General features: G+C 53.7%; 25 protein-coding genes. 2 read left to right on the forward strand and 23 right to left on the reverse strand.

Annotated elements, in window-relative coordinates; all coding sequences use genetic code 11:
- Positions 1 to 186: 186 nt before the first annotated feature.
- Positions 187 to 1,056 (forward strand): transketolase, encoded by an 870-nt coding sequence (locus ACFQ2O_RS09225; RefSeq protein ID WP_377526161.1) that lies wholly within the window; start codon positions 187 to 189, stop codon positions 1,054 to 1,056.
- 106 nt (positions 1,057 to 1,162) lie between these two features.
- On the opposite strand, the gene ACFQ2O_RS09230 is transcribed toward ACFQ2O_RS09225, so the two are convergent.
- The 5 genes from ACFQ2O_RS09230 to ACFQ2O_RS09250 all read right to left on the reverse strand — a co-directional run bounded on the left by ACFQ2O_RS09230 (position 1,163) and on the right by ACFQ2O_RS09250 (position 6,961).
- The gene (locus tag ACFQ2O_RS09230) at positions 1,163 to 2,524 is read right to left on the reverse strand and encodes a PQQ-dependent sugar dehydrogenase (protein ID WP_377526165.1); all 1,362 of its coding nucleotides are present in this window, start codon (positions 2,522 to 2,524) and stop codon (positions 1,163 to 1,165) included.
- Positions 2,525 to 2,702: 178 nt separating this feature from the next.
- Positions 2,703 to 3,761, reverse strand: a complete 1,059-nt coding sequence (locus ACFQ2O_RS09235) for a class I fructose-bisphosphate aldolase (RefSeq protein WP_377526168.1) — start codon at positions 3,759 to 3,761, stop codon at positions 2,703 to 2,705.
- 193 nt (positions 3,762 to 3,954) lie between these two features.
- The gene (locus ACFQ2O_RS09240) at positions 3,955 to 4,767 is read right to left on the reverse strand and encodes a DsbA family protein (RefSeq protein ID WP_377526171.1); all 813 of its coding nucleotides are present in this window, start codon (positions 4,765 to 4,767) and stop codon (positions 3,955 to 3,957) included.
- 18 nt (positions 4,768 to 4,785) lie between these two features.
- Positions 4,786 to 5,730, reverse strand: a complete 945-nt coding sequence (locus ACFQ2O_RS09245; protein ID WP_377526174.1) for a manganese catalase family protein — start codon at positions 5,728 to 5,730, stop codon at positions 4,786 to 4,788.
- A 43-nt stretch (positions 5,731 to 5,773) separates the two neighbouring features.
- A complete protein-coding gene (locus ACFQ2O_RS09250) occupies positions 5,774 to 6,961 on the reverse strand; it encodes an amylo-alpha-1,6-glucosidase (RefSeq protein ID WP_377526177.1) in 1,188 nt (395 codons plus the stop codon).
- 6 nt (positions 6,962 to 6,967) lie between these two features.
- Here ACFQ2O_RS09250 and ACFQ2O_RS09255 point away from each other — a divergent pair, with 6 nt between their 5' ends.
- The gene (locus ACFQ2O_RS09255; RefSeq protein WP_377526180.1) at positions 6,968 to 7,150 is read left to right on the forward strand and encodes a hypothetical protein; all 183 of its coding nucleotides are present in this window, start codon (positions 6,968 to 6,970) and stop codon (positions 7,148 to 7,150) included.
- A 13-nt stretch (positions 7,151 to 7,163) separates the two neighbouring features.
- On the opposite strand, the gene ACFQ2O_RS09260 is transcribed toward ACFQ2O_RS09255, so the two are convergent.
- The 18 genes from ACFQ2O_RS09260 to ACFQ2O_RS09345 form a co-directional block, all read right to left on the reverse strand.
- Positions 7,164 to 7,985, reverse strand: coding sequence for an IS982 family transposase (locus ACFQ2O_RS09260; RefSeq protein ID WP_377526184.1), 822 nt, complete (start codon positions 7,983 to 7,985; stop codon positions 7,164 to 7,166).
- Positions 7,986 to 8,069: 84 nt separating this feature from the next.
- Entirely contained in the window at positions 8,070 to 9,683 is a 1,614-nt protein-coding gene (locus tag ACFQ2O_RS09265) for a vitamin K epoxide reductase family protein (protein WP_377526187.1), read from the reverse strand.
- Positions 9,684 to 9,720: 37 nt separating this feature from the next.
- Positions 9,721 to 10,827, reverse strand: a complete 1,107-nt coding sequence (locus tag ACFQ2O_RS09270; RefSeq protein WP_377526190.1) for an NAD-dependent epimerase/dehydratase family protein — start codon at positions 10,825 to 10,827, stop codon at positions 9,721 to 9,723.
- 250 nt (positions 10,828 to 11,077) lie between these two features.
- Positions 11,078 to 11,410 (reverse strand): P-II family nitrogen regulator, encoded by a 333-nt coding sequence (locus tag ACFQ2O_RS09275; RefSeq protein WP_377526193.1) that lies wholly within the window; start codon positions 11,408 to 11,410, stop codon positions 11,078 to 11,080.
- Positions 11,411 to 11,417: 7 nt separating this feature from the next.
- Entirely contained in the window at positions 11,418 to 11,591 is a 174-nt protein-coding gene (locus ACFQ2O_RS09280; protein WP_377526196.1) for a hypothetical protein, read from the reverse strand.
- Positions 11,592 to 11,602: 11 nt separating this feature from the next.
- A complete protein-coding gene (locus ACFQ2O_RS09285) occupies positions 11,603 to 12,112 on the reverse strand; it encodes a hypothetical protein (RefSeq protein ID WP_377526199.1) in 510 nt (169 codons plus the stop codon).
- A 210-nt stretch (positions 12,113 to 12,322) separates the two neighbouring features.
- Complete coding sequence (locus ACFQ2O_RS09290; protein ID WP_377526202.1) at positions 12,323 to 12,580, reverse strand: heavy-metal-associated domain-containing protein; 258 nt, start codon at positions 12,578 to 12,580, stop codon at positions 12,323 to 12,325.
- A 34-nt stretch (positions 12,581 to 12,614) separates the two neighbouring features.
- A complete protein-coding gene (locus tag ACFQ2O_RS09295) occupies positions 12,615 to 13,958 on the reverse strand; it encodes an MBL fold metallo-hydrolase (RefSeq protein WP_377526205.1) in 1,344 nt (447 codons plus the stop codon).
- 39 nt (positions 13,959 to 13,997) lie between these two features.
- Positions 13,998 to 14,213: an SHOCT domain-containing protein gene (locus ACFQ2O_RS09300; protein ID WP_377526209.1), complete on the reverse strand. Its 216-nt coding sequence runs from the start codon at positions 14,211 to 14,213 to the stop codon at positions 13,998 to 14,000.
- Between the two features lie 96 nt (positions 14,214 to 14,309).
- Entirely contained in the window at positions 14,310 to 16,553 is a 2,244-nt protein-coding gene (locus tag ACFQ2O_RS09305) for a heavy metal translocating P-type ATPase (RefSeq protein ID WP_377526212.1), read from the reverse strand.
- Between the two features lie 175 nt (positions 16,554 to 16,728).
- Positions 16,729 to 17,397, reverse strand: a complete 669-nt coding sequence (locus ACFQ2O_RS09310; protein ID WP_377526215.1) for a DUF3347 domain-containing protein — start codon at positions 17,395 to 17,397, stop codon at positions 16,729 to 16,731.
- 202 nt (positions 17,398 to 17,599) lie between these two features.
- Positions 17,600 to 17,962, reverse strand: coding sequence for a four-helix bundle copper-binding protein (locus ACFQ2O_RS09315; protein WP_377526218.1), 363 nt, complete (start codon positions 17,960 to 17,962; stop codon positions 17,600 to 17,602).
- Between the two features lie 83 nt (positions 17,963 to 18,045).
- Positions 18,046 to 18,252, reverse strand: coding sequence for a hypothetical protein (locus ACFQ2O_RS09320; RefSeq protein ID WP_377526221.1), 207 nt, complete (start codon positions 18,250 to 18,252; stop codon positions 18,046 to 18,048).
- 212 nt (positions 18,253 to 18,464) lie between these two features.
- The gene (locus ACFQ2O_RS09325) at positions 18,465 to 18,791 is read right to left on the reverse strand and encodes a hypothetical protein (protein ID WP_377526224.1); all 327 of its coding nucleotides are present in this window, start codon (positions 18,789 to 18,791) and stop codon (positions 18,465 to 18,467) included.
- A 117-nt stretch (positions 18,792 to 18,908) separates the two neighbouring features.
- On the reverse strand, positions 18,909 to 19,472 hold the full coding sequence (locus ACFQ2O_RS09330; protein ID WP_377526227.1) for a helix-turn-helix domain-containing protein: 564 nt from the start codon (positions 19,470 to 19,472) through the stop codon (positions 18,909 to 18,911).
- Positions 19,473 to 19,482: 10 nt separating this feature from the next.
- Positions 19,483 to 20,130, reverse strand: a complete 648-nt coding sequence (locus ACFQ2O_RS09335) for an SCO family protein (RefSeq protein ID WP_377526230.1) — start codon at positions 20,128 to 20,130, stop codon at positions 19,483 to 19,485.
- Positions 20,131 to 20,311: 181 nt separating this feature from the next.
- Positions 20,312 to 20,686, reverse strand: a complete 375-nt coding sequence (locus ACFQ2O_RS09340) for a heavy-metal-associated domain-containing protein (RefSeq protein ID WP_377526233.1) — start codon at positions 20,684 to 20,686, stop codon at positions 20,312 to 20,314.
- A gap of 39 nt (positions 20,687 to 20,725) precedes the next feature.
- Positions 20,726 to 21,325 carry a DUF3347 domain-containing protein gene (locus tag ACFQ2O_RS09345; RefSeq protein WP_377526236.1) on the reverse strand — a complete coding sequence of 200 codons (600 nt, stop codon included), beginning with the start codon at positions 21,323 to 21,325 and terminating at the stop codon, positions 20,726 to 20,728.
- Between the last annotated feature and the right edge of the window lie 22 nt (positions 21,326 to 21,347).

Genomic DNA, 21,347 nt, shown 5'->3' on the forward strand with positions numbered 1-21,347 from the left:
CCGCAAGCTGCTGACCACGCTGCTGGAGATGGACGGCTGGTCCTGGAGAGAGGTGTACCAGCCCGAGTAGGGCCTGAGGCCGGGGAACCGCAGGAGCCTTTTACCGTACGTAGAGCCGCACCAAGGCGAGGTCGCACGGCCTCGTTTATTTTTATCTTAACTGGTTTTTAAGTAAAACGTTGAACTATGATTGACAATCCTTTTGAGAAGAGCGTGGAGGAACTGCAGGCCATCGCCTCGCAGGTGCGCAGGGACATCCTCCGGATGGTGCACGCCGTCAACTCCGGCCACCCCGGCGGCTCGCTGGGCTGCACCGAGTACTTCGTCTCGCTGTATTTCAGGGTGCTCCGCCACGACCCTGCCTTCCGCCTGAACGGGGTGGGCGAGGACCTTTTCTTCCTCTCCAACGGCCACATCTGCCCGGTGTGGTACAGCGTGCTGGCCCGCTCCGGCTACTTTGGCGTGAAAGAGTTAGCCACCTTCCGCAGGCTGAACTCCCGGCTGCAGGGGCATGCGGCCACGGCCGAGGAACTGCCCGGCATACGCGTTGCCTCCGGCTCCCTCGGGCAGGGCCTGTCAGTGGCTATTGGCGCCGCGCAGGCAAAAAAACTGAACAAGGACCCGAACCTGGTATATGTGCTGATGGGGGACGGAGAGCTGCAGGAAGGGCAGATATGGGAGGCCACTCTCTACGCAGGTGCTAAGAAAGTAGACAACCTGATTGCCACCGTGGATTGGAATCACCAGCAGATAGACGGCACCACCGAAGACGTGCTGCCCCTTGGGGACTTACAGGCCAAGTTTGAAAGCTTTGGCTGGCATGTGCTGGAGGCGGAGGGCAATGATTTTGAAAAGCTGCTCGCCACCCTAGGGGAAGCCAGGTCAGCTACAGGAAAAGGGAAGCCAGTGATGGTGCTGATGCACACGGAGATGGGCTACGGCGTGGACTTCATGACCGGGTCCCACAAGTGGCACGGGGTGGCGCCCAACGATGAGCAGCTGGGGCAGGCGCTTGCCCAACTGCCCGAGACCTTGGGAGACTACCCGGAAAGGTGAAATAATTGCCTTGAAGGCTTGCTGTAGCTTTCACGGCTGTCCTTTTGCTCTAAATAAATCAAGACTAAAGCAAAATTTAGCAGTAGAGAAACGATCAACACTGTCATCAGTTAATCTGGAAGACCTTTCCGGTGTTTCCCACAGGGCCTGCCTTGTCTGTAGTCAAAAGGTATACTTCTCCACTGTTGTCCTGCCCAAAGCCTAGCAGGTAATGGCCTAAAGAAGCACCTGGCATGCCCTGGAAGTGCAATTTTCTATAGTCCCAAGACCCCTGCTCCCCAGTCATCTCAGCAGAGAATATAGCGCCGTCGGGTTTCCCGTGATGCTGCGTCCATACGCCGAACAGGTAGTTACCTCTAAGGTTGGCACGCACGCTGCCCCTGTACACGTATCCGCCTATCCCAACTATTCCCAAGCCTTCCTGCGGGTAGGACATGCTGTTCTTGAACTCAATAACAGGGTCTATGAACTCGTTGCCCAGGCTGTCTTCCTCAGGGCAGCTTTCCAAAGGCTCCTTGTTGTTGGCCGCGTTAAAGCAGATGGTGCCTTCTTTTACATTCCAGCCATAGTTGCCGCCTTTCCTGATTACGTTAACTTCCTCGCGCAGTACCTGACCGGCATCTCCGGCTATCAGCATGCCTGTCTCCCTGTCAAAGGAAAAGCGGTAGGGGTTGCGCAGCCCAAAGGCGTAAATCTCCTTCATGCCCATTCTGCCGTCAGCAAAGGGGTTGTCGGAAGGCACGCTGTAGGGTGACCCGTTGTTCACATCGATGCGCAGGATGCTGCCAAGCAGGTTCTGCTTCACGTCCTGTCCGTTGCCCCCGTCGTTCTCCTCGTACCAGTCCCTCACGTGGCCGGTGCCGATGTCATTTTTGTTTCCCCCGTCGCCAACGCTGATGTAGAGGTAGCCGTCCGGCCCGAACATGAGCGTGCCCGCGTTGTGGTTGTACTGTGGCTGGTCTACCTGCAGGATCACTCTTCCGGACGCCGCGTCTCCACTTTTCAACCCGGCTCCGGTAGCCTTGTACTCGGCGATGACGGTGGTGTGGTCGAAGCCATCGGGTGCAGACTGGCGCAAGGGAGCGCTGTAATACACGAAAAACCTGCCGTTACGCTGAAAGTCAGGATGGAAGGCCAAGCCCAGAAGCCCACGCTCTTCATGCTCGTTCTTAAGTTCAATGACCTTGCTCTTCAGGTCCAGGAACGGCTCAGGCAGCAACGTCCCTTCTTTCACAACCCGTATGACCCCTATCTGGTCTACAATAAACAGCCTGTCGTCGCTGGGGGGTTGTGTGAGGAAAACGGGGGAAACCAGATCAGCGGCTACCAGCTGCAGGCTTACCGAATCCACAGGTTGCACAACTGAGGTACTGCTCGCGCCCCCATGATTTGCAGATGATTTTTCTGAACTGCACGAGACACACAGCAACAGCAGAAACGCGCACGGCACCAGGCATGTTTTTATCATAGCTCAAATTTTAACGATTCATCAAGGACTTATTTAAAATACACGTTTGGGATGGTCTACATGAGCCGATAAGTCTTTGTCACAGCAGCCCCAGCTTTCAAAAATATACGGCTGTTGGGGCTGCACCTTTCACATCTGAGTAGATAGTCTCTCGCTGTTCACTACCTGGGGCGAGAGCCTATGCCAGCCCTATCTGCTCGTCCAGGTACACATCCTGCACCAGGTGGAGCAGCTCAACCCCTTCCTGCATAGGGCGCTGAAAGGCCCTCCTGCCCAGTATCAGCCCCATGCCACCGGCCCTTTTGTTGATGACCGCTGTCCTGACTGACTGCTGTAGGTCTGTTTCTCCCTGCGACTCACCGCCAGAGTTGATGAGCCCTGCGCGTCCCATGTAGCAGTTCATCACCTGGTACCTGCACAAATCAATAGGATGGCTGGAAGCCAGTTTGCCGTACATGTCTGGACGCCATTTTGAAAAGTTCAAAGCTTTGAATCCTCCGTTGTTCTCCGGCATCTTCTGCTTGATGATGTCTGCCTGGATGGTAACCCCAAGGTGGTTTGCCTGCCCGGTGATATCCGCTGCTACATGGTAATCCTGATCTTTTGTCTTGAAGGCTTCGTTTCGGGTGTAACACCACAGGATGGTGGCCATACCCAGCTCATGCGCTTTCTCAAAGGCCTCGGCCACTTCAATGATCTGGCGGTTTGACTGCTCCGACCCAAAATAAATAGTTGCCCCAACGGCAACAGCTCCCAGATTCCGCGCTTCTTCCACAGAACCGAACATGACCTGATCATGTTTGGTCGGGTAAGTCAGCAGCTCGTTGTGGTTTATCTTCACCACAAAGGGAATCCTGTGGGCGTATTTGCGAGCCACCATCGCCAGATTGCCGAAGGTAGTTGCGACCGCGTTGCACCCTCCCTCTATTGCCAGCTTTACAATGTTCTCCGGGTCAAAATAGATTGGGTTTGGAGCAAATGAAAACCCAGCCGTGTGTTCAATTCCCTGGTCTACGGGAAGAATGGACAAGTAGCCCGTACCTGCCAGGCGACCATGATTGAACAGAGTAGCAAGGCTCCTGATCACTGGAATGCTTCTATTGGATGGAAGGAACACGCGCTCCAGGAAATCTGGTCCCGGAACATGCAGCAGGTCCTTGGATACAGTGGCAGAACTGAAATGTAACAGGTCCTCTGCCTCATCCTTCAATATGTCTATGATGTTTTGCTGTGGCATGTGCATTTGATTTAAAACTAACGTAAACGTTTCTGCTTCTTTCTTCCCTTCACAAAGTTTGCTTATGTACAACAACTTATTGGTTGCCCTTTCTAACCCAGTCTTTCTCGGATCGGCATTTCAAGCAATACGGAAGGAGGAGCTGCCAGTCTCCTGTAGAGCTAGTGATGATAATGCTGTGCCAGATACTTTTTTAAGTAGCAGGTACAGGACGCACTTGGCTTCCTTTACTTAGCGCCTCGTCTACCTCCCTGTCCGTAGCTCCGCTCCAGAACTTGTTGTACTCCTCCGCATCCTTCAGATACCGTACTGGTTCCAGTTCCGGTGCCACTTTCTTCAGGGTACTCACCAGCGCCTCATACGGTCTGTACCCTACAATGAGCAAGCCTGCCTGGCCTGGCTTTGTGATGGTAAGGGCGGGATAACGCGTGATGCGGCGGTAGCGCACCTGCCGCAGGTCCTCTTCGAAAGCCTTGCGGGCAGCTTCTCCATGTAGCGCCTGCTCAAACACATCGAAGTCCAACACACCAGCGCTCTCCTGGGAAAGCCCCTTTGCCACCTCCAGTAGCACTGCTGTGCTGGAGATATCCTTGCCGTGCAGCATGATAGCCTCCCGTACCCGCCGCAAGTACATTTCTGCCGCCTCAGAAGACTGCAGTCCGGCACTTTTCACAGCAATGCAGGCAGGATAGGATGAGCTTGGGGGATTGTTGTACCAGACTTTGTCCTCAATGGGCTGGCCTGACAGGTGCTTTGCCTCGAGCCATACCGGCCCCATTTGAAGGGGTTTCGTCACGTGGTTCACGGGGTCACTGAAAGAGTTCCAGTTCGGAACCATACCGGCCATGCGGTAGCGCCACTTTATCTTCCCGCTGTATTCAAACCGCAACCAGCGCCACTGTGGCTCAAAAGCCCAGCTCCAGCAGCAAAGAGGGTCAGTATAGACCTGAATCTCCACCGACCCCTCTTGTTCCTGTATTCTGTGATCAACTTTATCTTCTAACATGGTGACAGGCTACTACGGCTAAAGGTCCTGTTGCGGATACTGGCTCCACTGGTTCTCCCCTTTCGGCACAGAAGACTTAATGTGGCCGCTGCGCTGTTGGCTCAGGTCCATGTTAGCGTTTTCGGCTCGTTCCACCGTAATGTCAGTACCCCTTGGGCCATGCTCGGTCATGCCGTTAGACTCAATGACATGCTTGAGCGGGTCGTCTACATACAGCCACTCCTCTTTTAACTCTGGGGTTAGCCCTTCGTTCCATGGCCCGCGCACCTCCGGTCCGCTCGACATGTTGAAGTAGGAGTTGCTGAAGCGAGGATCAGCTTGGCGTACACCCGGCGGGAAGTTGGGCGTGATAGTGGCCAGCGCCGCCTCAAACATCTGGGCGTGGGCAACCTCCCGCGTCATCAGAAACTTAAGCGTTTCTTTCACATACGGGTCATCCGTGAACTGCATCAGGTACTCGTACACAATCTTTGCACGGGATTCCGCTGCAATGTTTGAGCGCAAGTCCACGGTCAGGTCACCGTTGGCGTTCACATAGCCTGCATTCCACGGCACCCCCTGGCTGTTGGTTAAGGTAGGTCCTCCTCCGCTTAAAACTAAAAACTGCGGGTTGACCATCGCCTCGTGGATCATGCTTTCCTTGGCAGCCTTTCCGTTCAGCAGCTCCATGATCTCTGATTTGTCAGCCAAGTCCTTTAGTTCCCCGTTCACAGGGCCTAACAGCATCTGGATAGTGGCCCCGACAATCTCGAGGTGGCTGAACTCCTCAGTGGCAATGTCCATGAGCATGTCGTACTTGTCCGGGTAAGGCTGCCTTGCCGGGAAGGCCTGCACAAAGTATTGCATGGCTGCCGCAAGCTCCCCGTTGGCACCGCCAAACTGCTCCAGCAGCATCGAAGCAAACTTCGGGTCGGGCTTGGACACCCGTGCATTAAACTGTAATTCCTTTACGTGGTGAAACATAAGCTTTCATTTTAATAGTTAAACAATAAGTGTGTGAAGTTTCTTATAACGAGCTCCCGCCGCAAAAGGGTTGCGAACCCTGCCGGTTCAAGCTGCCACCTCTTTCCTTAGCACCCTCTTCCTGCTGCCTGTTGATCATGTCTACCACAAGCCCTGACCAGGTGAATTCTTCAGCTCCGTGGCCCTTTCCTGTGAAAGGGTTGTAGTACTCCCTAAAGCCGCTTTTGGTAATCAGTCGCTTCACGCTCATAAGCAGCTTATTAGCCTCCTGCCTGTACCCTTTTTCCTGCAAGTACCCTTGCATAAACCAGTTGAACACCACCCAGGTAGGGCCGCGCCAGATGTAGAGGGAGCCATCTGGATTGAACGCAGGCTCGTCTGTGGCCAGTGAAGGAACCGGGTAGGGCACGTGAAAACTGCCCTTGTGTAGCAGGTGCCTCTCCAATACGTTCCGGCAAACCTCATCTGGTACGCTCTTGAGCACCACCGGGAAAAAGATAGTACCGGTGCGCACTCTTAGCTTCTGGAACTGGTGCCCGTGAAGGTCATAGAAAGCAGCGTCCTGCTCATCGTACATGTGGCGGAGGATACTCTGCTCCGTCTGCTCTGCCTTCTCCAGAAAACCAGGCCCATCTTTATCTCCTGCTAGCCGGCACAATTCTGCCATGGCCTCCAGGTTCTGGGCATAGACGGTGTTGAAGGCAGCGTCCTTTACGATAAATCTGTTGCTCCGATAGATGGCCTGCAGATTATAGTTATAAAAGAAGTTGTGCGCGTCCACCTGCAGCACCTTCCAGAACAGCAGCGGGCCTGCCTTGCCTCTGTCGTACTTCAGCAAGGGGTCGTAAGAGGCTTTCCAATCCATTCCCGACTCAAAGGGGGTGATGATGGAGAGGAGCCCCTCTCCCTCGAAGTCCCTGTTCTCTGCCAGCCACTTGTAGTACTTTTTCAGCTTTGGCAGCATTTCCGTTAAGAAAGCTTCATCATGTGAATAGCGGTAAACCCGCAGCACGGCCTGCGCAACAATGGGAGGTTGCACCAGCGCGGACATATGCGGTTTGTAGAGCCGCAGCACGTCGCGGGGCCGTAGCTGCAGGAAGTCGGTGACGCGGCCGGGCCATAAGCGCTTCCAGTAGTTCATGTGCCCCACAAACCCGTCCGGGCGCTGCATCTCAAAAAGGCTACGGAGGTGCTCCTTGGCCATCTTCTCCTCACCCAAGGCACTCAGCATAAAAACATGGAAGCAGGTGTCCCAGAAGTACTGGAAGGGGTAAGTGCCTGGGGAAGGCTTTGTGAAGTGGTAGCTAAAGCCCTCCTTCCGGCCGCTGACCATGTTTTTGTAAAGCACCTCCCGTACCTGCGACCTTATCGCCTCATCTGCGAGCACCTGCTCTTCTCCTGCCTGCGCTTTGCTATTTAACCCAAGTTGCGAGTTACTCGATGATTTGAGATAGTGTGTAGGCGAAGATAAAGAGGATGATTTTGAGGATGAAGCCCTGCGGAGTGACAGCATGGATCTTCTTTGGGAAGAGAGCAGTGATGCCACTGAAGGTGGTCTCGATGCGCTTTCGGTAGTGGTCCTTGAGGAAAGCCATGTGAGGTTGGTCTGCTCTTTTGCTGTTGCGCTTTCGGCAGGCCCGCAGCTCGACCCCGTCGCACTCTTTTAGCAGGTCCTCCACCTCATAGCAGGTGTAGCCGGCGTCGGCGTAGAGCCGGCTGCCCTCGGGCAGGTCCAGCTCCATGGCCTTGAAGGCGGTGATGTCCACAAAGGAGCCGGCGTGGATGTAGAACTGGACCGGCAGCCCTTCTTCTGTGGCGATGAGCTGCACGCGGAAGCCGTAGAAGTAGCACCGCTTGCTCACGCACTTTCCCCGGTAGCCCTCTCCCCTGAGCAGTCGGCAGCGGGCGATGCGGATGTTGTCGCAGACAGCCACCGGGAAGGAGTCGATCAGGTAGCGCGAGCGGGTGTTGAGCTGTTTGAGGCTTTGCCCCAAGGCAAGGAAAAGGGCCACCAGCTGCTCCTTGAGACCGTGCAGACGGCGGGTAAAGCCAGACTTGTCAATCATGCGCACCCCGTGGTGCTCCCGCATATAGGCGCAGGCGGAGTGGAGGTTGCCGTAGAAGAAACGGGCCGCTACAAGAGCTGTGGTCAGAAGCTCAGCGTCGGAGAGCTTGCAGTGGGCGTCATCTTTTCTGCCAATGGCAAGGAAGAAGTCGTCGATAAAGCAGTATATTGCTATAGTCTGTTCTGTCATGGCTCTTGCTGTTTTAGGTGTGTGGTAACTCTAAAACGTGCTAATGCCACTGGCAGAACAGATTTCTATATCTCGCAACTTGAGTTATTTAACATACTTGTCCCATAAGCCATACTTCTCGGTTATAATACCCCGCGACAGGGAGAGCGCGGCCACGGCAAGCCCAGACGCAGCGCTGATGATGTTCAGGGCCAGCGTGCTGTCCTCCACAAACCAGGGCCAGACAGCCACTGCCAGCCCCAGCGGCACGTTCAGGTAGCGCCCCGCCCTGACAACCTCTCCCATGCAGGTCACGGCTACCACCACGATCAGGGCCCCTCCCAAGTGGTTGATGTCGGCTGCCGTGGCCTTGATAGGTATGCCCAGCACTCCGGGGACAAACATCAGCCACAGGCCAATCAGCATGGACACCACCAGTGGCCACGGAAAGCTCATTCCCCAGATGGAGGCCATAAAAACTTTCCCTGGCTGCTGCGGAAACTCCACCAGCTCCGGCGAGCGCTCATCCTTGTTCTGCTCAAAGGGCTTGCCTCCCTTCCAGAACACCTCCCAGAGGTTGTCTCCCCGGCGCTTTGCCTGCACCATGTGCTGGCCCATGGCCGTCACCTCATCCAGCTGCAGCGGGATCATGGGCAGCATGAGCGCTGCGGTTGCCAGGCACAGGGTGCACCAGGCGCCCACTGCCAGAGGCTGGGAGACCACCAGGAAAATGCTCACGAACCCCAGGGGGATCACCAGGATACTGAAGAAGAGCACCATCCAGGGCATGGTGCGCCAGCGGGAAGGGCTGCCCATGAAGCCCATCAGAAACTCGAGCGTATAGGCCAGGGAGCCAAAGGCGGCGTCAGACACAGGCCAGGCGTGCGACATGTCGGAGTTGAGCACCTGTCTGGTACTGCTGCCGAAGAAAGGGTCCCAAGCATGGTCAATGTAGCCTAGCTGAAAGGCCCCCATGTAGCGGGAGGCCATCCAGCCCACGAAAGCCAGCACGATCATGATCCAGCGCTGCGGCCAACTGGAGGGGTTGTAGCTCCAGCCAGGCGGCACCTCGGAGCCCATCTTCATGTACATGATCATGTTGGGCATGCCCGGGATGAGAATGGCAAGGGCAATCACCAGGGCCCCCACCAGCGTGTCGTTGAGGTAAGCCATTTCCGAGGGCGACCAGAAGAGCAGGGGCGCCATACTAAGCCAGATACCGATAAAGCAGCAGATCCACAGGCTGTAGGGGCGGTTAGGCGTCAGGGAGCGCCATCCGAAGACGATAAGAAACACACCACTGATTATATCGCTCCACTTCATGAAGCTGATCCGCTGTTCAAGGCTAAGCCAGACTTCCCTCCCTCCGCTGGGCTCGGCTACCGCTCTCCCATAGTCGAAGGTCAGTGGGGACATCACCATCCAGATGCCGAAGATAACAAGCGCCCAGTACACCCAAAGCGTCTGCATGTGGTGCATGTGGAGCATATTGCTCCGCATGTCATCCGACATCATCATGCCATGGTCAGAGCTCACCTCATGCTGCTGGTCCTCATGCTTGTAATCCCCTCTCTTATGCTCGTCCTGCTGATGTTCACCATCATCCTCCATCCCATTGTGCTGCTGCATTTTCATTTCGGCCATGGGGCGCGTGACGCCCCTTTTGCCCATGCCGCCGCCTTTCATTTTGTCGCCTTGGCCGTTTTCCTTTTCTTCCATAGTTATTTTACGTTTGGAGGTGAAGTGAGAAGAAGCTTTATTCCTGTTTGGCCTCCTGCTCTTTTGCCAAAGCAGCTGGCAGCTCCAGGTCGTTTTCCTTGTACCAGCCGGTAGGGTCTTCTTTGAGCTTGGCAATGATGGTGGGCAGGGTGTCGAGCAGCCGGTACCGGGGCTCCCAGCCGAGCAGGTCACGGGCCCGGGAAATGTCCAGCTCGTAATGGTCGTCGGCCCTGTCTATCATCCACGGTTTGATAAAGGCATCTCCCAGAAGGTTCATGCCATAGGCCCCTGCTTTGGCGAGTGGTGCCGGTACTTCATAGGTCTTCCAATCCTGGCCATGCAACAGGCGCCCTATTGTTTCCTGCAGGTCCTGATAGCTTGGCGTCTCCGGCTCGCCGATGTTGATGGCTACTTCATCCGGAAGCGCATCCCTCCGCTCCACTGTTTTTTCCAGTGCATCCACCAGGTCCTCCAGGTGCAGAAAGACGTTGCCGTGGGAGGTGTCGCCGGAGTAGAAGTGGCTTGTAAACTGTTTTTCGTATATGCGTTGTATCTGATGGGCAATGGGAATGGAGTGCCCCTCATCGTCATAAACACCGGCAACACGCAACAGCGCTGCTTTCATGTGCCCCCTGTTGTCACGAATCACTTCCTCAGTGTCAACCTTTGATTCGGGGTAGTCCCACTTTGGCTCCAAAGGGCAGTCTTCGCTTATCTTCTGCCCGGGAGACGTAGGCTTGTAAATCAGATTGGTGCTGGAGAATATAAATTGCTCCACCTCGAAGCCCTGCAGTACGCGCAAAAGGTTCTCCGTGCCTTTTACTGTTATCTTTTCATACAGCGGGCTGGGCTTACCTGAGAAATCATAGTAGGCTGCCAGGTGAATGACGGAGGCTATCTTTTCACCGTAGCCGTAACGGACACGTTCCATGGCAGCCCTGATGCTTTCTTCTGAGGTAATGTCGTAGCACACGCATTCAGCCTCCTTGGGGGGAAAGGGGTAACCGGTATTATCCAGACCAACGATGCGGTAATTCTCCGAAAGCCTCTTGATGATACTTGTTCCAATAAGACCGCTGCTTCCCGTAACGACAATTAGCTCCTTGTCGGAGTTTCGTGCCCCTGAACTGTCTGTTTTATTCATGTTTCGCTTTTATTGAGAGTGTAAGACATAAAAAGTACAGAAGGTTAAGCAGCCATACTTGCGGGAAACCAAATTGTTAAGTCCGGGTATGGTAAAAGGGTGCAAGGCAGGACGAAGCTTGACAGTTTCAACTCTTAATGATCTGTTCAACGGCACACTGTCACACCAAAAGTCCTGACACGGCTTTCTGTGTGCACCTCTGAGATCCTTATATAGCTGTCGGAGGAGAGATCATGCTCCCTACGTTTTATCACTCATCCTGGCTTTCTTCTCCTGTTCTCACCTTAAAGACCCGCTCCACTTCGGAGACGTAAATAATTCCATCCCCTTTCTCCCCTGTGCCACCGTTTTCGTGAATGAGCTTTACGATCGTTTCCACATCTTCTTTTTTACACAAGAGCTCCAGCTTGGCCATTTTACTGTGGGTGATCGTAAACTTAAGTGAAGGACTGGCACCGGGTTTAGTATAGCGCCCTGTGCCTTCCACTTCCGTCAAGGTCATGCTCTTGAAGCCATTATGGCGCAAGGCTTTTATGACATCATTTAACCTTGTGCTTCTGACAAATGCTTTTACTTCTCTCATAGCTAATTTATTTGTTGTCACCCTTTTTCCGGTTCATCAGCAGCATGGGCAGCACGCAGGCCAGCACCAGTAGGAGCAAGAGCCAGGTTCCCCAGCTCCCGTACCCCTCTATGCCCAGCAGCGGCAGCCCAAAAACCAGTGCCACGGCCACCAGACATCCTATCAGCATCCATTTCATCATATTCCCCATGCCTAGTTGTCTTTATTTGTTTTGGTATGCTCTTCATTCAGGTGCGTCTTCATGTGGCTACCCCCCTGGGTTTTACTGCTTTCCGGCGACTGCCCCTGTCCATTCATCTGTTGCATCATGCCCTTCATCTTGTCGCTGTCCATCATCATCCTGCACATCTTCTGGCACATCGCATCGTCTCCCTCCGCCTTGTCCATCATCGAGCCCATCATCATGTCCATCATGTGCGGGTTCTCCATCATCATGGAGCCTATCATCCTGCAGGTGGCTGTGTCCCCTTCCGCCGCCTGCATCATGTGCCTCACCATACCAGAGCCATTGCCCTCCGCCATCATCCTGCCCATGAGCTCCGATTTTAGCTCCTGGTCATTTAAGATGGTAGAGAATATCTGCTCTGTCCGCTTTTCGTCTTGAAGCACAGTGGAGGCGTCTGCCGTTCTCTGTGCCGCACAGCTGGTAGCAGTAAAAGCCACTGCAAAAAAGAGGGGTGTCATTTGAATAAATTGTTTCATAGTTGAAGAATGTGTGGTTAACGTGTTTATGCTTTGGCGGGAATATCCTTTCCCCTTTTGCTTTGTTTTTAGGCTAACACTTTCAAGAGCAGGTATAAATGATTGCAAATCCGCTTTAGAGTATGAGCCAGTAGAGGGGCTGGTGAGTGTCTCCCCCACAGCCTCTCTACTGGCTTCTTAACAGCATCCGCCGGAGCGTTTCGCTTTGCTTTAGCGCTTGCCAAGTTTGAAACCCGCCTTCTCCACCGCCTGCTGCATCTGCTCAGGCGTCGCCGCTCCCGGGTCATAGGCCACCGTGGCCGACGCGTCGGCAAGACTTACCTCCGCCGATTTCACACCCTCCAGCTTCGTCAGGGACCGCTGCACACCACTGGCGCACCCGCGGCAGGTCATGCCCTCTACGGGGAATGTTTCTTCTATTACATTGGCGGTCCCGCTCCCGTTATAACTTTGCTTTTCGTTTTCCATGATTTTTGTACTTTTAGTTTAACATAATTATTTCTTAGCTGCCGGATCCTTTAAATTCCTTCACGGCCTCCCCCAGGTCATAGACGGGGACATCAACAGCCTTCTCCAGGATACTGGCCCCGATGGCTGACCGGTAGCCGCTCGCGCAGTGGACCACCACAGGCTTATCTTCTTTAATCTCACCGGCTCTGTCTGCTAACTCCGGCAGGGGGATGTGCTTGGCCTCCTTGAAAATCTCGTCATCCTTTACCTCTGATGCATGGCGGAGGTCAACGATGGTGAAGTCCTGCGGGTGCTCCCGGAACTCCTGGAGGTTAATCTTCGGACTTTGCTGCTGGCCGTAGGTGGGCGCCTGCAAGGCCCCTTTGATGTTTTGCTCATAGCCTATCTTTGCCGCCTTCCGGATCAGACTCTCCAGAGCCTCCCCGTTCTTCGCCAGCAGAAAGAATTCCTCTTCCGGGTCTACAAGCGAGCCCAGCCATGTCTCAAATTTCTTTCCGTCCATGATGTTGATGGCGCCGGGGAGGTGCCCCGCCTTGAACTGCCGCTGCGGGCGCGTGTCCACCACCAGGACACCCTGTTGAAGGGAGGCGTACTTGTTTAGTCGGGGCACTGCCTCCACGCTCTTACCGTAGGCTGCGGCACCCTTTCTGTTCAGCGCCACATCGTAGCTGAAGTAGTTGGGGATGTAAGGCTGCTCTTCCAGGAGTACCTGAACAAAGGCATCTTCTGACATGGGCTGAAGTGCATAGTTGTGAACAGCTTCCTGCCCTATCGTGCTGGAAAGATCGCTGCTGATGCTTTTCCCGCAGAGGGAGCCTGCTCCATGGGCCGGATACACCTTCACCTCCTTTTTCAGCTGCATGAGCACCTGGCGGGTCGAGCGGTAGAGCTGCCTGGCCATTTCCTCCCGCCTTGTGCGGGAATCACTGGAATCCTCCCGCAGGTCAGGCCTGCCCACGTCCCCCACAAAGAGCGTGTCCCCCGTAAATACAGCCTGCTCCTCCCCCTGCTCATCTGTCACCAGTACGCTGATGCTGTCCGGGGAGTGTCCGGGCGTGTTGAGCGCCCGGAGGGTTACCTTTCCCACCGCAATCTCATCGCCCTGGTCAAAGGCAACGTGGGGGTAAGTGGCCTCTGCCAGCTTACTGACATAGACAGGAGCTCCTGTTTTTTGGTGCACCTCAAGATGTCCGCTCACGAAATCCGCGTGCAGGTGCGTCTCCACAACTGCTACGACTCTTGCCCCGTGCCGCTGGGCAAAGTCCAGGTACGGCTGCGGGTTCCGGGCCGGATCCACGAGCGCAACCTGCTTTTCGCTCAGCACCGCGTAGGAGGCATAGGCCAGGCCCTCGTCATAAAATCTTTTGATACGCATCGTTGTCTATCTTAGGTTTAAGCACTTCATTCGCTACCTTTACTTGCCTTTGTCTCTTTGCAGTATGGCTTTTCGCTCCTCGTATTCCTGGGTTGTCATCTTTCCACTGGCATACTTTTTTTGAAGTATATCCAAAGGGGTCTCTCTGTATACCCTTGTCCGTGAGCTAGGGAAGAAAAAGATGGCAAAGATCAAAACGACCCATATGATCCACCAGACCATATTCATACCCATCACGTGATACTCATTATCCATATCTACTTGCTTTATAAGTTTAATACTTTGCTTACTCTATTGCCTTTGCTGCTCCTGTTTTCCGGGAAAAACCATTCGCACAAGCAAAGCAGTTCTTTATTGCTGTTTAAACGTCTTCGCCTTCAGCCGCAGGCTGTTAGTAACCACAGATACGGAGCTGAAGGCCATGGCAGCGGCGGCGAACATCGGGTTCAGCAGAAAGCCAGTAAAGGGATAAAGCACCCCCGCCGCGATCGGGATACCGGTCACATTATAGATAAAGGCCCAGAACAGATTCTGCCGTATCGTCCTCACTGTCTCCTTCGAGAGCCTGATCGCCGTCACGATATCCTCCAGATCCCCTTTGATGAGGGTAATCTCGGCGCTCTCTATGGCAATGTCCGTCCCCGTTCCCATGGCAATGCCCACATCTGCCTGCGCCAGGGCAGGGGAGTCGTTTATGCCGTCACCCACCATGGCCACCTTGAGCCCGCTGGCCTGCAGTTCTTTGATATAGGCGGCTTTATCGGCAGGCAACACCTCCGCCTTGATGTAATCCACGCCTGCCTGCTCTCCGATGGCCTCTGCCGTTTGCTGGTTGTCTCCCGTCAGCATGTGCACGGCCAGCCCCATTTGCTGCAAGGAGGCGATGGCCGCCCTGGAGTTTTCCTTGATAGTATCTGCGATGGCAATGACACCCACAGCCTCCTCCTCCTGCCCCACGTAAATAATGGTTTTGGCCTCCCTGCTCAGCCGCTCCACTTTTTCCAGCAGGAAGGGGGAAACACTTACCCCGTTTTCATCCAGCAGTCTCCTGTTTCCTATCAGATATCGCCTGCCGTTGTAGCTTGCCTTTACGCCTTTCCCTGTCACGCTGTCAAAGGAATCCAGCAGAATGGCCTCAGGGCTTTCCGCCTTCAGGTGGTTGACTACAGCCAATGCCAGCGGGTGCTCTGACTGGGACTCCATTGCATACACAGCACGGGAAGCCTCCTGCCTCGCATCCGGGGAAAGGTCCCAGATAGCATCCGTCACTTCCGGCTTGCCCTGCGTGATGGTGCCAGTCTTGTCCAGCACGATGGCTTTGAGCTTATGCGCCAGCTCCAGGCTCTCTGCGTTCTTGATCAGGATGCCGTTCTCTGCCCCCTTCCCGATACCGACCATGATAGCGGTGGGGGTTGCCAGGCCAAGCGCGCAGGGACAGGCAATGATGAGCACGGTGACCGCAGCGATAACGGCGTAGGTAATCTCGGGCTCAGGCCCCCACACGCTCCAGGCGATGAAGCTCAGAATCGCAATTACGATTACAATGGGTACAAAGACTGCCGAGATACGGTCTACCAGTTTCTGGATTGGGGCCTTGCTGCCCTGCGCCTCCTGCACCAGCCTGATGATCTGGGCCAGCATGGTCTCGCTGCCCACCCGCTCGGCCACCATTTGAAAGCTGCCCGTCTTGTTGATGGTGGCCCCGATGACCGTGTCACCGGCCCCTTTCTCGACAGGAATAGACTCTCCTGTGATCATGCTCTCGTCCAGGACAGACTTCCCCTCGGTGATCTTCCCGTCTACCGGCACCTTCTCTCCCGGCCTGATCAGGATAATGTCCCCTTTCTCAACCTCCCCTACCGGTATCTCCAGCTCTGTGCCCCCCCGGACAACTCTCGCCGTCTTTACGCCCAGGTTAATGAGTTTTTTGATGGCGGCGGAGGTGCGCGACTTGGCCCTTTCCTCGAAGTACCTGCCCAGCAGGATCAGGGCGACGATAATAGCTGCCACCTCATAATATACATGCGGCTCCAAGCCCCTGCTTCTCAGGTAGCCGGGGAAAAAGGTATTGAAGGCACTGAAAAGGAAGGCCGCCCCCGTTCCAAGCGCTATCAGTGTGTCCATGTTAGCGGAGAAATGCCTGGCTCTCTTGTAGGCAATGATGAAGAAATCCTTGCCGCTCCACACCGCGACCGGGGTGGTAAGCACCAGCATAATCCAGTCGGCATAAGGAATACCGGGGAAGACCATGGCGATCAGGAGCACAGGCACGGAAAGCACAATGGCTACAATTAACTTAAACTTGGTATCACGCAGCTTCTGTTCTTCACGCTCCTCGCGGTTTTCCTCTCCAGCCTTTTGATTTATGATGAGGCTGTAGCCTATTTCCTCAACAGCCGCCTGTAGCTTCTCGGGAGTGGCTACCTCCGGCTCATGCTCCACCAGCACGCTGGAATCGGCGAAGTTCACGCTGGCTGACTTCACTCCCTCCACATGGGAGAGTATGCTCTCGACGCTGTTGGCGCAGGAAGCACAGGTCATGCCCTCAATTTCATACCTGTCTTTTGCTATTGGTCTTTCTGTTACTGCTGGCATTGTATTAAGTTCTTATAGTTGAATCCTGCTTTCTTAACTGCCTCTATTGTCCCTTTGCTGCTTCGTGTGCACGTTCAGCCAACGGGAATAACTTTGTTGAACGCAGCCGCTTCACTGCGGTTTTATAGTGTAAAACAGGCTTCCCGAGCACGTAATCCCATTCCGTGCATGGACCTCAGTTGAGAGTGCCTTTTGTCTCACCGCATGTCAGCATTTGCGACCCCATGTAAGGGTTACGGACTTCCTTTGCCTCGCTCAACCAGTAGGCCCCCTTGTTGCCGTTTGCCATGGGGCAGTATTGGACGAACAGCGTTTGCCGGCCTGCTCCGAACACATCTGCGGCCTTTATCATCGCCTCGGAGATAAAGGCGAAATTCTCCCTTTTCCCCTCCATCGTGTCGGCCTCCTTACAAAGCGCCACATGTTCCATTAAAAAGAACTTCTTCTCTTTCCAGTAATCATGGGCACTGCTCGTTAGCATCCCGTCGTTCACCTCAAGCAGCGTGGCCATCATGCCTGTACTGGCGGTCTCTATCTTTTCTTCATCTGCTGCCACCAGGCTTTCCTTTAGAGCGAGGTAAGCATCCAGAACCCTGTTGAGCTGCTGTTTGAACGCTTCCGGGGCTTCCTGGCTAAAGTCAAGGGTATCTCCCGCTACAAATGCCCCGATTGGAATCTGATTCTTCCTGATGGAGTCATCAATAGCCCCATAGTTCATATCCATCTTCTCATGCGCTTCCATCGGGTCATCTGCATTCTCTGCCACCCCCTCCTTTTTACCCTCACACGCTGAAAAAATGAAGAGTGCCAGGGCAGTAACTGCGATAGACATTGACTTAGCCATTACCTTTTTCATCTTGCTTTATATTCTATAGACAGCTGCCTGTCATTACCATTAGCCCTCGATTGCTCCCTATGAATTCAACCTCGTCTATTTTGGAGGAGGTTGTAAGCCATCAGGAAAAGGACGTATGAAATTTTACCTGAAAACATAAAGGCCTGCCTGAACAGGCAGGCCTTTATGTCACTCCTTCAGTAAGGAAGGCTTAAGCGCCCACTCCTTTATAGTTCCTGCAGGCTTCCGCGCACTCGCGGCAGATCTTGGCGCAGTGCTTGCACTCCTGCTCTTGGTCCTGGTGGTTCTGGCACACATCCGCGCACTGCTGGCATATTTCCGCGCAGAGGTCTACCATGCGCTGGGAAAATATGGAGTTCGAGGCCACAAAGCTTGATGTGACGCGGCAAACCTTGGCGCAGTCCCTGCATGCCCGGAGGGCACGCACCAGCTCATCTGTTCTGTCATTATCCAGGCACTCGTCAAAACAGTGGTCGCACTCATCGGCGCACTGCGCAAGGAGGTGAAGCAGGTCCTGGTGTGGACTGTTGTTGTGCTCATTTTGGTGATTCATAGTTTTAAGTGTTTAATGGTTAAAAATTAATTAAGGTATAAATGAAAGGCCTGCCTGAACAGGCAGGCTTTGGTAATACATGTTTATTTCTTTAAGTCCCGTCCGAGCACATCCCTGCGCTCTTCATAGGCTTCTGTGCTCATCTCAAAGGAGGCGTACTTCTTGCGCAGCACGTCCAGCGGGCTTTCTTTGCCTCCGTCTTTAGAGGGCGAGAACAGCTCATAGAGGAGCATAAACACCACGCCTGCGAAAAGAAGCGTACAAAGGAAACTATATCCGAAAAATTCCATTTTTTATTTTTTTTTAGTTTAACATCTTACTTCAGTTTGTTTGCCTGGCTCAGGTACTGCCACATGCAGGGCAGGTAGCGAAGGGCGGCCAGACAAACAACTACTAAAACCAGCGCCCCCCACTATCTTATTTCCTTACCCCTTCCTGTCGGAAGGAAAGCTTGCCTTGCTCTGTACTTTTGGTGAGCCGGGCAGCCCTTTCGGGCTTCTGGTTAAAGCTTCTGGCTCTTGGACTCAGCGGCCTTGCCCTTTTTCCCATCCATTTTCATGTTAGGGTCCATCTTCATGTCACCGTCCATTTTCATTCCGCCTTGCATGCCGCTCATCATCTTGGCGCACATGGCCTGCATCTCCTTGCTGTCCATCATGGCCATGCAGTCTTTCATCTGGGCCTCATCCTGCATCATCGCCATACAACCTGACTTCTTGCCTTTTTCGTCCTGCTGCGGTTTGTTCCCCTGCGAGAACACATTAAGCGAGAACACCATCAGCAAGGCAATGGAAAGGGCGGCGAAAATCATCTTCATCTTAGTCTTCATAATCAGTATTTTAAAGGTTGGTTAACAGAATGCTTACCTTGGCATTCTTATATAGTAAACCCTTAAAAAAGCTTAATCGTTGTACAGGATCCCAGATGAAATGTACAAGATTTCGCCTTACACCCTACCCAAAGCGCTTCTATCCCTGTCTTCGGAATCCTTGTACTGGTTCACGGTCAGCCCGGTCACAGATTTGAACTGGTTGGAGAGGTGGTGCACGCTGCTGTAGCCGAGCTTGCGGGCAATCTCGCTCAGGTTCATCTCCCCGTACCCCAGCAGTTCCTTTACCTTCTCTATCTTCTGAAGGATAAGGTACTTCTCTATGGTAACGCCCTCCCGCCTGGAGAAGGTCTTGCTCAGGCTGCTGTAGGACTGACCGACCCGCTCTGCGACGTAATCCGAGTTACGGAGATTCGTGGTCACATGACCCTGCACAAGGTCCAGCGCCGCCAGTTTCACCTGCTCTACAAGCAGCTCGTCTTTATCCTGGATCAGCTCAAAGTCATGCTTTCCCAGCACCTGCTTAACAGCGGCCATGTCCACCTGATCGTGGTCAAAGATGGTGATCTCCCCCAGCCTGTCAATCTCAAACGCCACTCCCAGCCCCTCCAGCTCGGTGCTGATGACCGTGATACAGCGGGGGCACACCATATTTTTAATTTGAAAAGTAGTTCCTTCCATACGTTTTTCTCTATTTCTCTTTTAGGGGGTTCTCCTCGTTGAGCAGTAAATCCATATTGCGCATGAGCTGGTCCACTTCCTCTGCTTTGGTGCCGTCATAGTGGCCTCTCACCCTGCGCTGGGAGTCTATCAGCAGGAAAGCGCCGCTGTGCACCAGCCCTCCAGGCTCTGCCTCATCCTCCAGCGCACTCGCCATGTAGCTATTCTGGGCAATATCAAAGATGGCCTCTCTGTCACCGGTTACAAAGTGCCATTTCCCAGCGTCTACACCCAGCCGTTCGGCATAATCCCTCAGCACAGCCACTGTATCATGTGCCGGGTCAATCGAATGGGAGAGAAACTTCACGTTATCATTGCCTTGGTATTTTTTGTACACACGCAGCATCTGGCTCTTCATCTTTGGGCAGATGGTGGGGCAGGAGGTGAAAAAGAAGTCAGCCACGTAGATGTCGCCCTGGAAGGTCTCCGGCGTTACCAGGGTGCTGTCCTGGTCCACAAAGGCAAAGTCAGGGATTGTGTGGTAAAGCGTGTCCCCCTCCTGCACTTCCCTTGGCCCCAGAATAGGCAGTCGCTCCTCCTCTTCCTGGCAAGAGGACAGTGCAGCTAGTATAAGAAGCAGGCCCAGGTAGAGGGTAAATTTTATTTTTATCAGTTTCATCTAAGGGATCTGTAAATGCATCGGTTTAAGGCATGGCTGTGGTAGCAGCATAGGCGTGCTCCACCTTCTGACTTCTTCGTTGAAGCTCCAGCCACTCCACAGTCTTTGCCTTTTCCATCTTCAGTTTTTAATTTTGATTATAGAAAAAGGCAGAGACTTCCCAGCCCCTGCCTTCCCCTGTCTACATTCTTTCATACTGGCAGCATCCCGGCAGGCTGTTATAAGCCTCATCCGATGCCTTTACCTTTTCTGTGTCATGGCCTACGCTGGCCACCTGCTTCTGTATATCGGCCTCGCTTACTTTGGCCGGGTCATACTTTACTGTCAGGACCTTTCTCTCCAAGTTCCAGTTGACTAGCTTCACCCCTTCCAGTCCGAGGGTTGCCTCTTCGATCCGGTTCTTGCACATGCCGCACTTTCCGCCTACTCCAAATGTTGCGGTTTTCGTGGCTTGGGCCACTGCTGTCTGTGTTGTGGTATTTGCCTCCTGTGCCTGCACTGAAACAGCGGCAAAGGGTCCGATTATAAAGGCGATGGTTAAGATGTTCTTTCTCATGGTATTGCTTTATTGCTTGCTCAAATAATTGTTGACGGGTTAGATGGTTTCTTCAACTGATCCGCAGCCGGGCATTCGCTGACCCATGAAAGGATTTCTAACCTTCTCCTCAAAGCTCAGCCAGTTGGCTCCCTGGTTATTCAGGGCCATCGGGCAATGCTGCCAGTAAAGTTTGTTTTCAGTTACATTATTATTCTTCACTACCTCATACAGCTGCCGTGACAGCTGCGCAAAAGCCTGTCGCTGGGCCTCAATGTCCTGCGCTTCGGCTAATTGCCCAGCACTTTCACTTAGCTGGCTGCGCTGCTCTTCGCTGAGCTGGCTGCCCTCCAGGCCACTTTGCAAAGCATTTGCCGCCTGTTGCACCTGCTCGTAATTGTCATTTACCAGGGCATTCTTGATGTCCATGTACGCCACCACAAACGCCGGCTCTCCTTCCATGTTGACAGCCGCTGCCCCGTTGTCCTGCTGTGCCATGTCCATGCCTTCCATTTCACCCATGCCTTCCATGCCGTCAGCCATTCCCATGTTGTCAGTTTCTTCAGCTGCTTCCTGCTGCCCGTCGCCACATGCTGTCATAAAGGTGAATACCATTATCGCTACGATAATAGATGTCCATTTTAGATTGTACTTTTTCATCTTAAATAGTTTAGTTTATAAA

Source organism: Pontibacter rugosus (genome assembly GCF_042678745.1).
Taxonomy (GTDB): Bacteria; Bacteroidota; Bacteroidia; order Cytophagales; family Hymenobacteraceae; genus Pontibacter; species Pontibacter rugosus.

Bases quoted from the DNA above. Each gene is read 5' to 3' on its own strand.
- ACFQ2O_RS09225 (WP_377526161.1), top strand. From the start codon at position 187: ATGATTGACAATCCTTTTGAGAAGAGCGTGGAGGAACTGCAGGCCATC.
- ACFQ2O_RS09230 (WP_377526165.1), bottom strand. From the start codon at position 2,524: ATGATAAAAACATGCCTGGTGCCGTGCGCGTTTCTGCTGTTGCTGTGT.
- ACFQ2O_RS09235 (WP_377526168.1), bottom strand. From the start codon at position 3,761: ATGCCACAGCAAAACATCATAGACATATTGAAGGATGAGGCAGAGGAC.
- ACFQ2O_RS09240 (WP_377526171.1), bottom strand. From the start codon at position 4,767: ATGTTAGAAGATAAAGTTGATCACAGAATACAGGAACAAGAGGGGTCG.
- ACFQ2O_RS09245 (WP_377526174.1), bottom strand. From the start codon at position 5,730: ATGTTTCACCACGTAAAGGAATTACAGTTTAATGCACGGGTGTCCAAG.
- ACFQ2O_RS09250 (WP_377526177.1), bottom strand. From the start codon at position 6,961: ATGCTGAGTGCCTTGGGTGAGGAGAAGATGGCCAAGGAGCACCTCCGT.
- ACFQ2O_RS09255 (WP_377526180.1), top strand. From the start codon at position 6,968: ATGGAAGCAGGTGTCCCAGAAGTACTGGAAGGGGTAAGTGCCTGGGGA.
- ACFQ2O_RS09260 (WP_377526184.1), bottom strand. From the start codon at position 7,985: ATGACAGAACAGACTATAGCAATATACTGCTTTATCGACGACTTCTTC.
- ACFQ2O_RS09265 (WP_377526187.1), bottom strand. From the start codon at position 9,683: ATGGAAGAAAAGGAAAACGGCCAAGGCGACAAAATGAAAGGCGGCGGC.
- ACFQ2O_RS09270 (WP_377526190.1), bottom strand. From the start codon at position 10,827: ATGAATAAAACAGACAGTTCAGGGGCACGAAACTCCGACAAGGAGCTA.
- ACFQ2O_RS09275 (WP_377526193.1), bottom strand. From the start codon at position 11,410: ATGAGAGAAGTAAAAGCATTTGTCAGAAGCACAAGGTTAAATGATGTC.
- ACFQ2O_RS09280 (WP_377526196.1), bottom strand. From the start codon at position 11,591: ATGATGAAATGGATGCTGATAGGATGTCTGGTGGCCGTGGCACTGGTT.
- ACFQ2O_RS09285 (WP_377526199.1), bottom strand. From the start codon at position 12,112: ATGAAACAATTTATTCAAATGACACCCCTCTTTTTTGCAGTGGCTTTT.
- ACFQ2O_RS09290 (WP_377526202.1), bottom strand. From the start codon at position 12,580: ATGGAAAACGAAAAGCAAAGTTATAACGGGAGCGGGACCGCCAATGTA.
- ACFQ2O_RS09295 (WP_377526205.1), bottom strand. From the start codon at position 13,958: ATGCGTATCAAAAGATTTTATGACGAGGGCCTGGCCTATGCCTCCTAC.
- ACFQ2O_RS09300 (WP_377526209.1), bottom strand. From the start codon at position 14,213: ATGGATAATGAGTATCACGTGATGGGTATGAATATGGTCTGGTGGATC.
- ACFQ2O_RS09305 (WP_377526212.1), bottom strand. From the start codon at position 16,553: ATGCCAGCAGTAACAGAAAGACCAATAGCAAAAGACAGGTATGAAATT.
- ACFQ2O_RS09310 (WP_377526215.1), bottom strand. From the start codon at position 17,397: ATGGCTAAGTCAATGTCTATCGCAGTTACTGCCCTGGCACTCTTCATT.
- ACFQ2O_RS09315 (WP_377526218.1), bottom strand. From the start codon at position 17,962: ATGAATCACCAAAATGAGCACAACAACAGTCCACACCAGGACCTGCTT.
- ACFQ2O_RS09320 (WP_377526221.1), bottom strand. From the start codon at position 18,252: ATGGAATTTTTCGGATATAGTTTCCTTTGTACGCTTCTTTTCGCAGGC.
- ACFQ2O_RS09325 (WP_377526224.1), bottom strand. From the start codon at position 18,791: ATGAAGACTAAGATGAAGATGATTTTCGCCGCCCTTTCCATTGCCTTG.
- ACFQ2O_RS09330 (WP_377526227.1), bottom strand. From the start codon at position 19,472: ATGGAAGGAACTACTTTTCAAATTAAAAATATGGTGTGCCCCCGCTGT.
- ACFQ2O_RS09335 (WP_377526230.1), bottom strand. From the start codon at position 20,130: ATGAAACTGATAAAAATAAAATTTACCCTCTACCTGGGCCTGCTTCTT.
- ACFQ2O_RS09340 (WP_377526233.1), bottom strand. From the start codon at position 20,686: ATGAGAAAGAACATCTTAACCATCGCCTTTATAATCGGACCCTTTGCC.
- ACFQ2O_RS09345 (WP_377526236.1), bottom strand. From the start codon at position 21,325: ATGAAAAAGTACAATCTAAAATGGACATCTATTATCGTAGCGATAATG.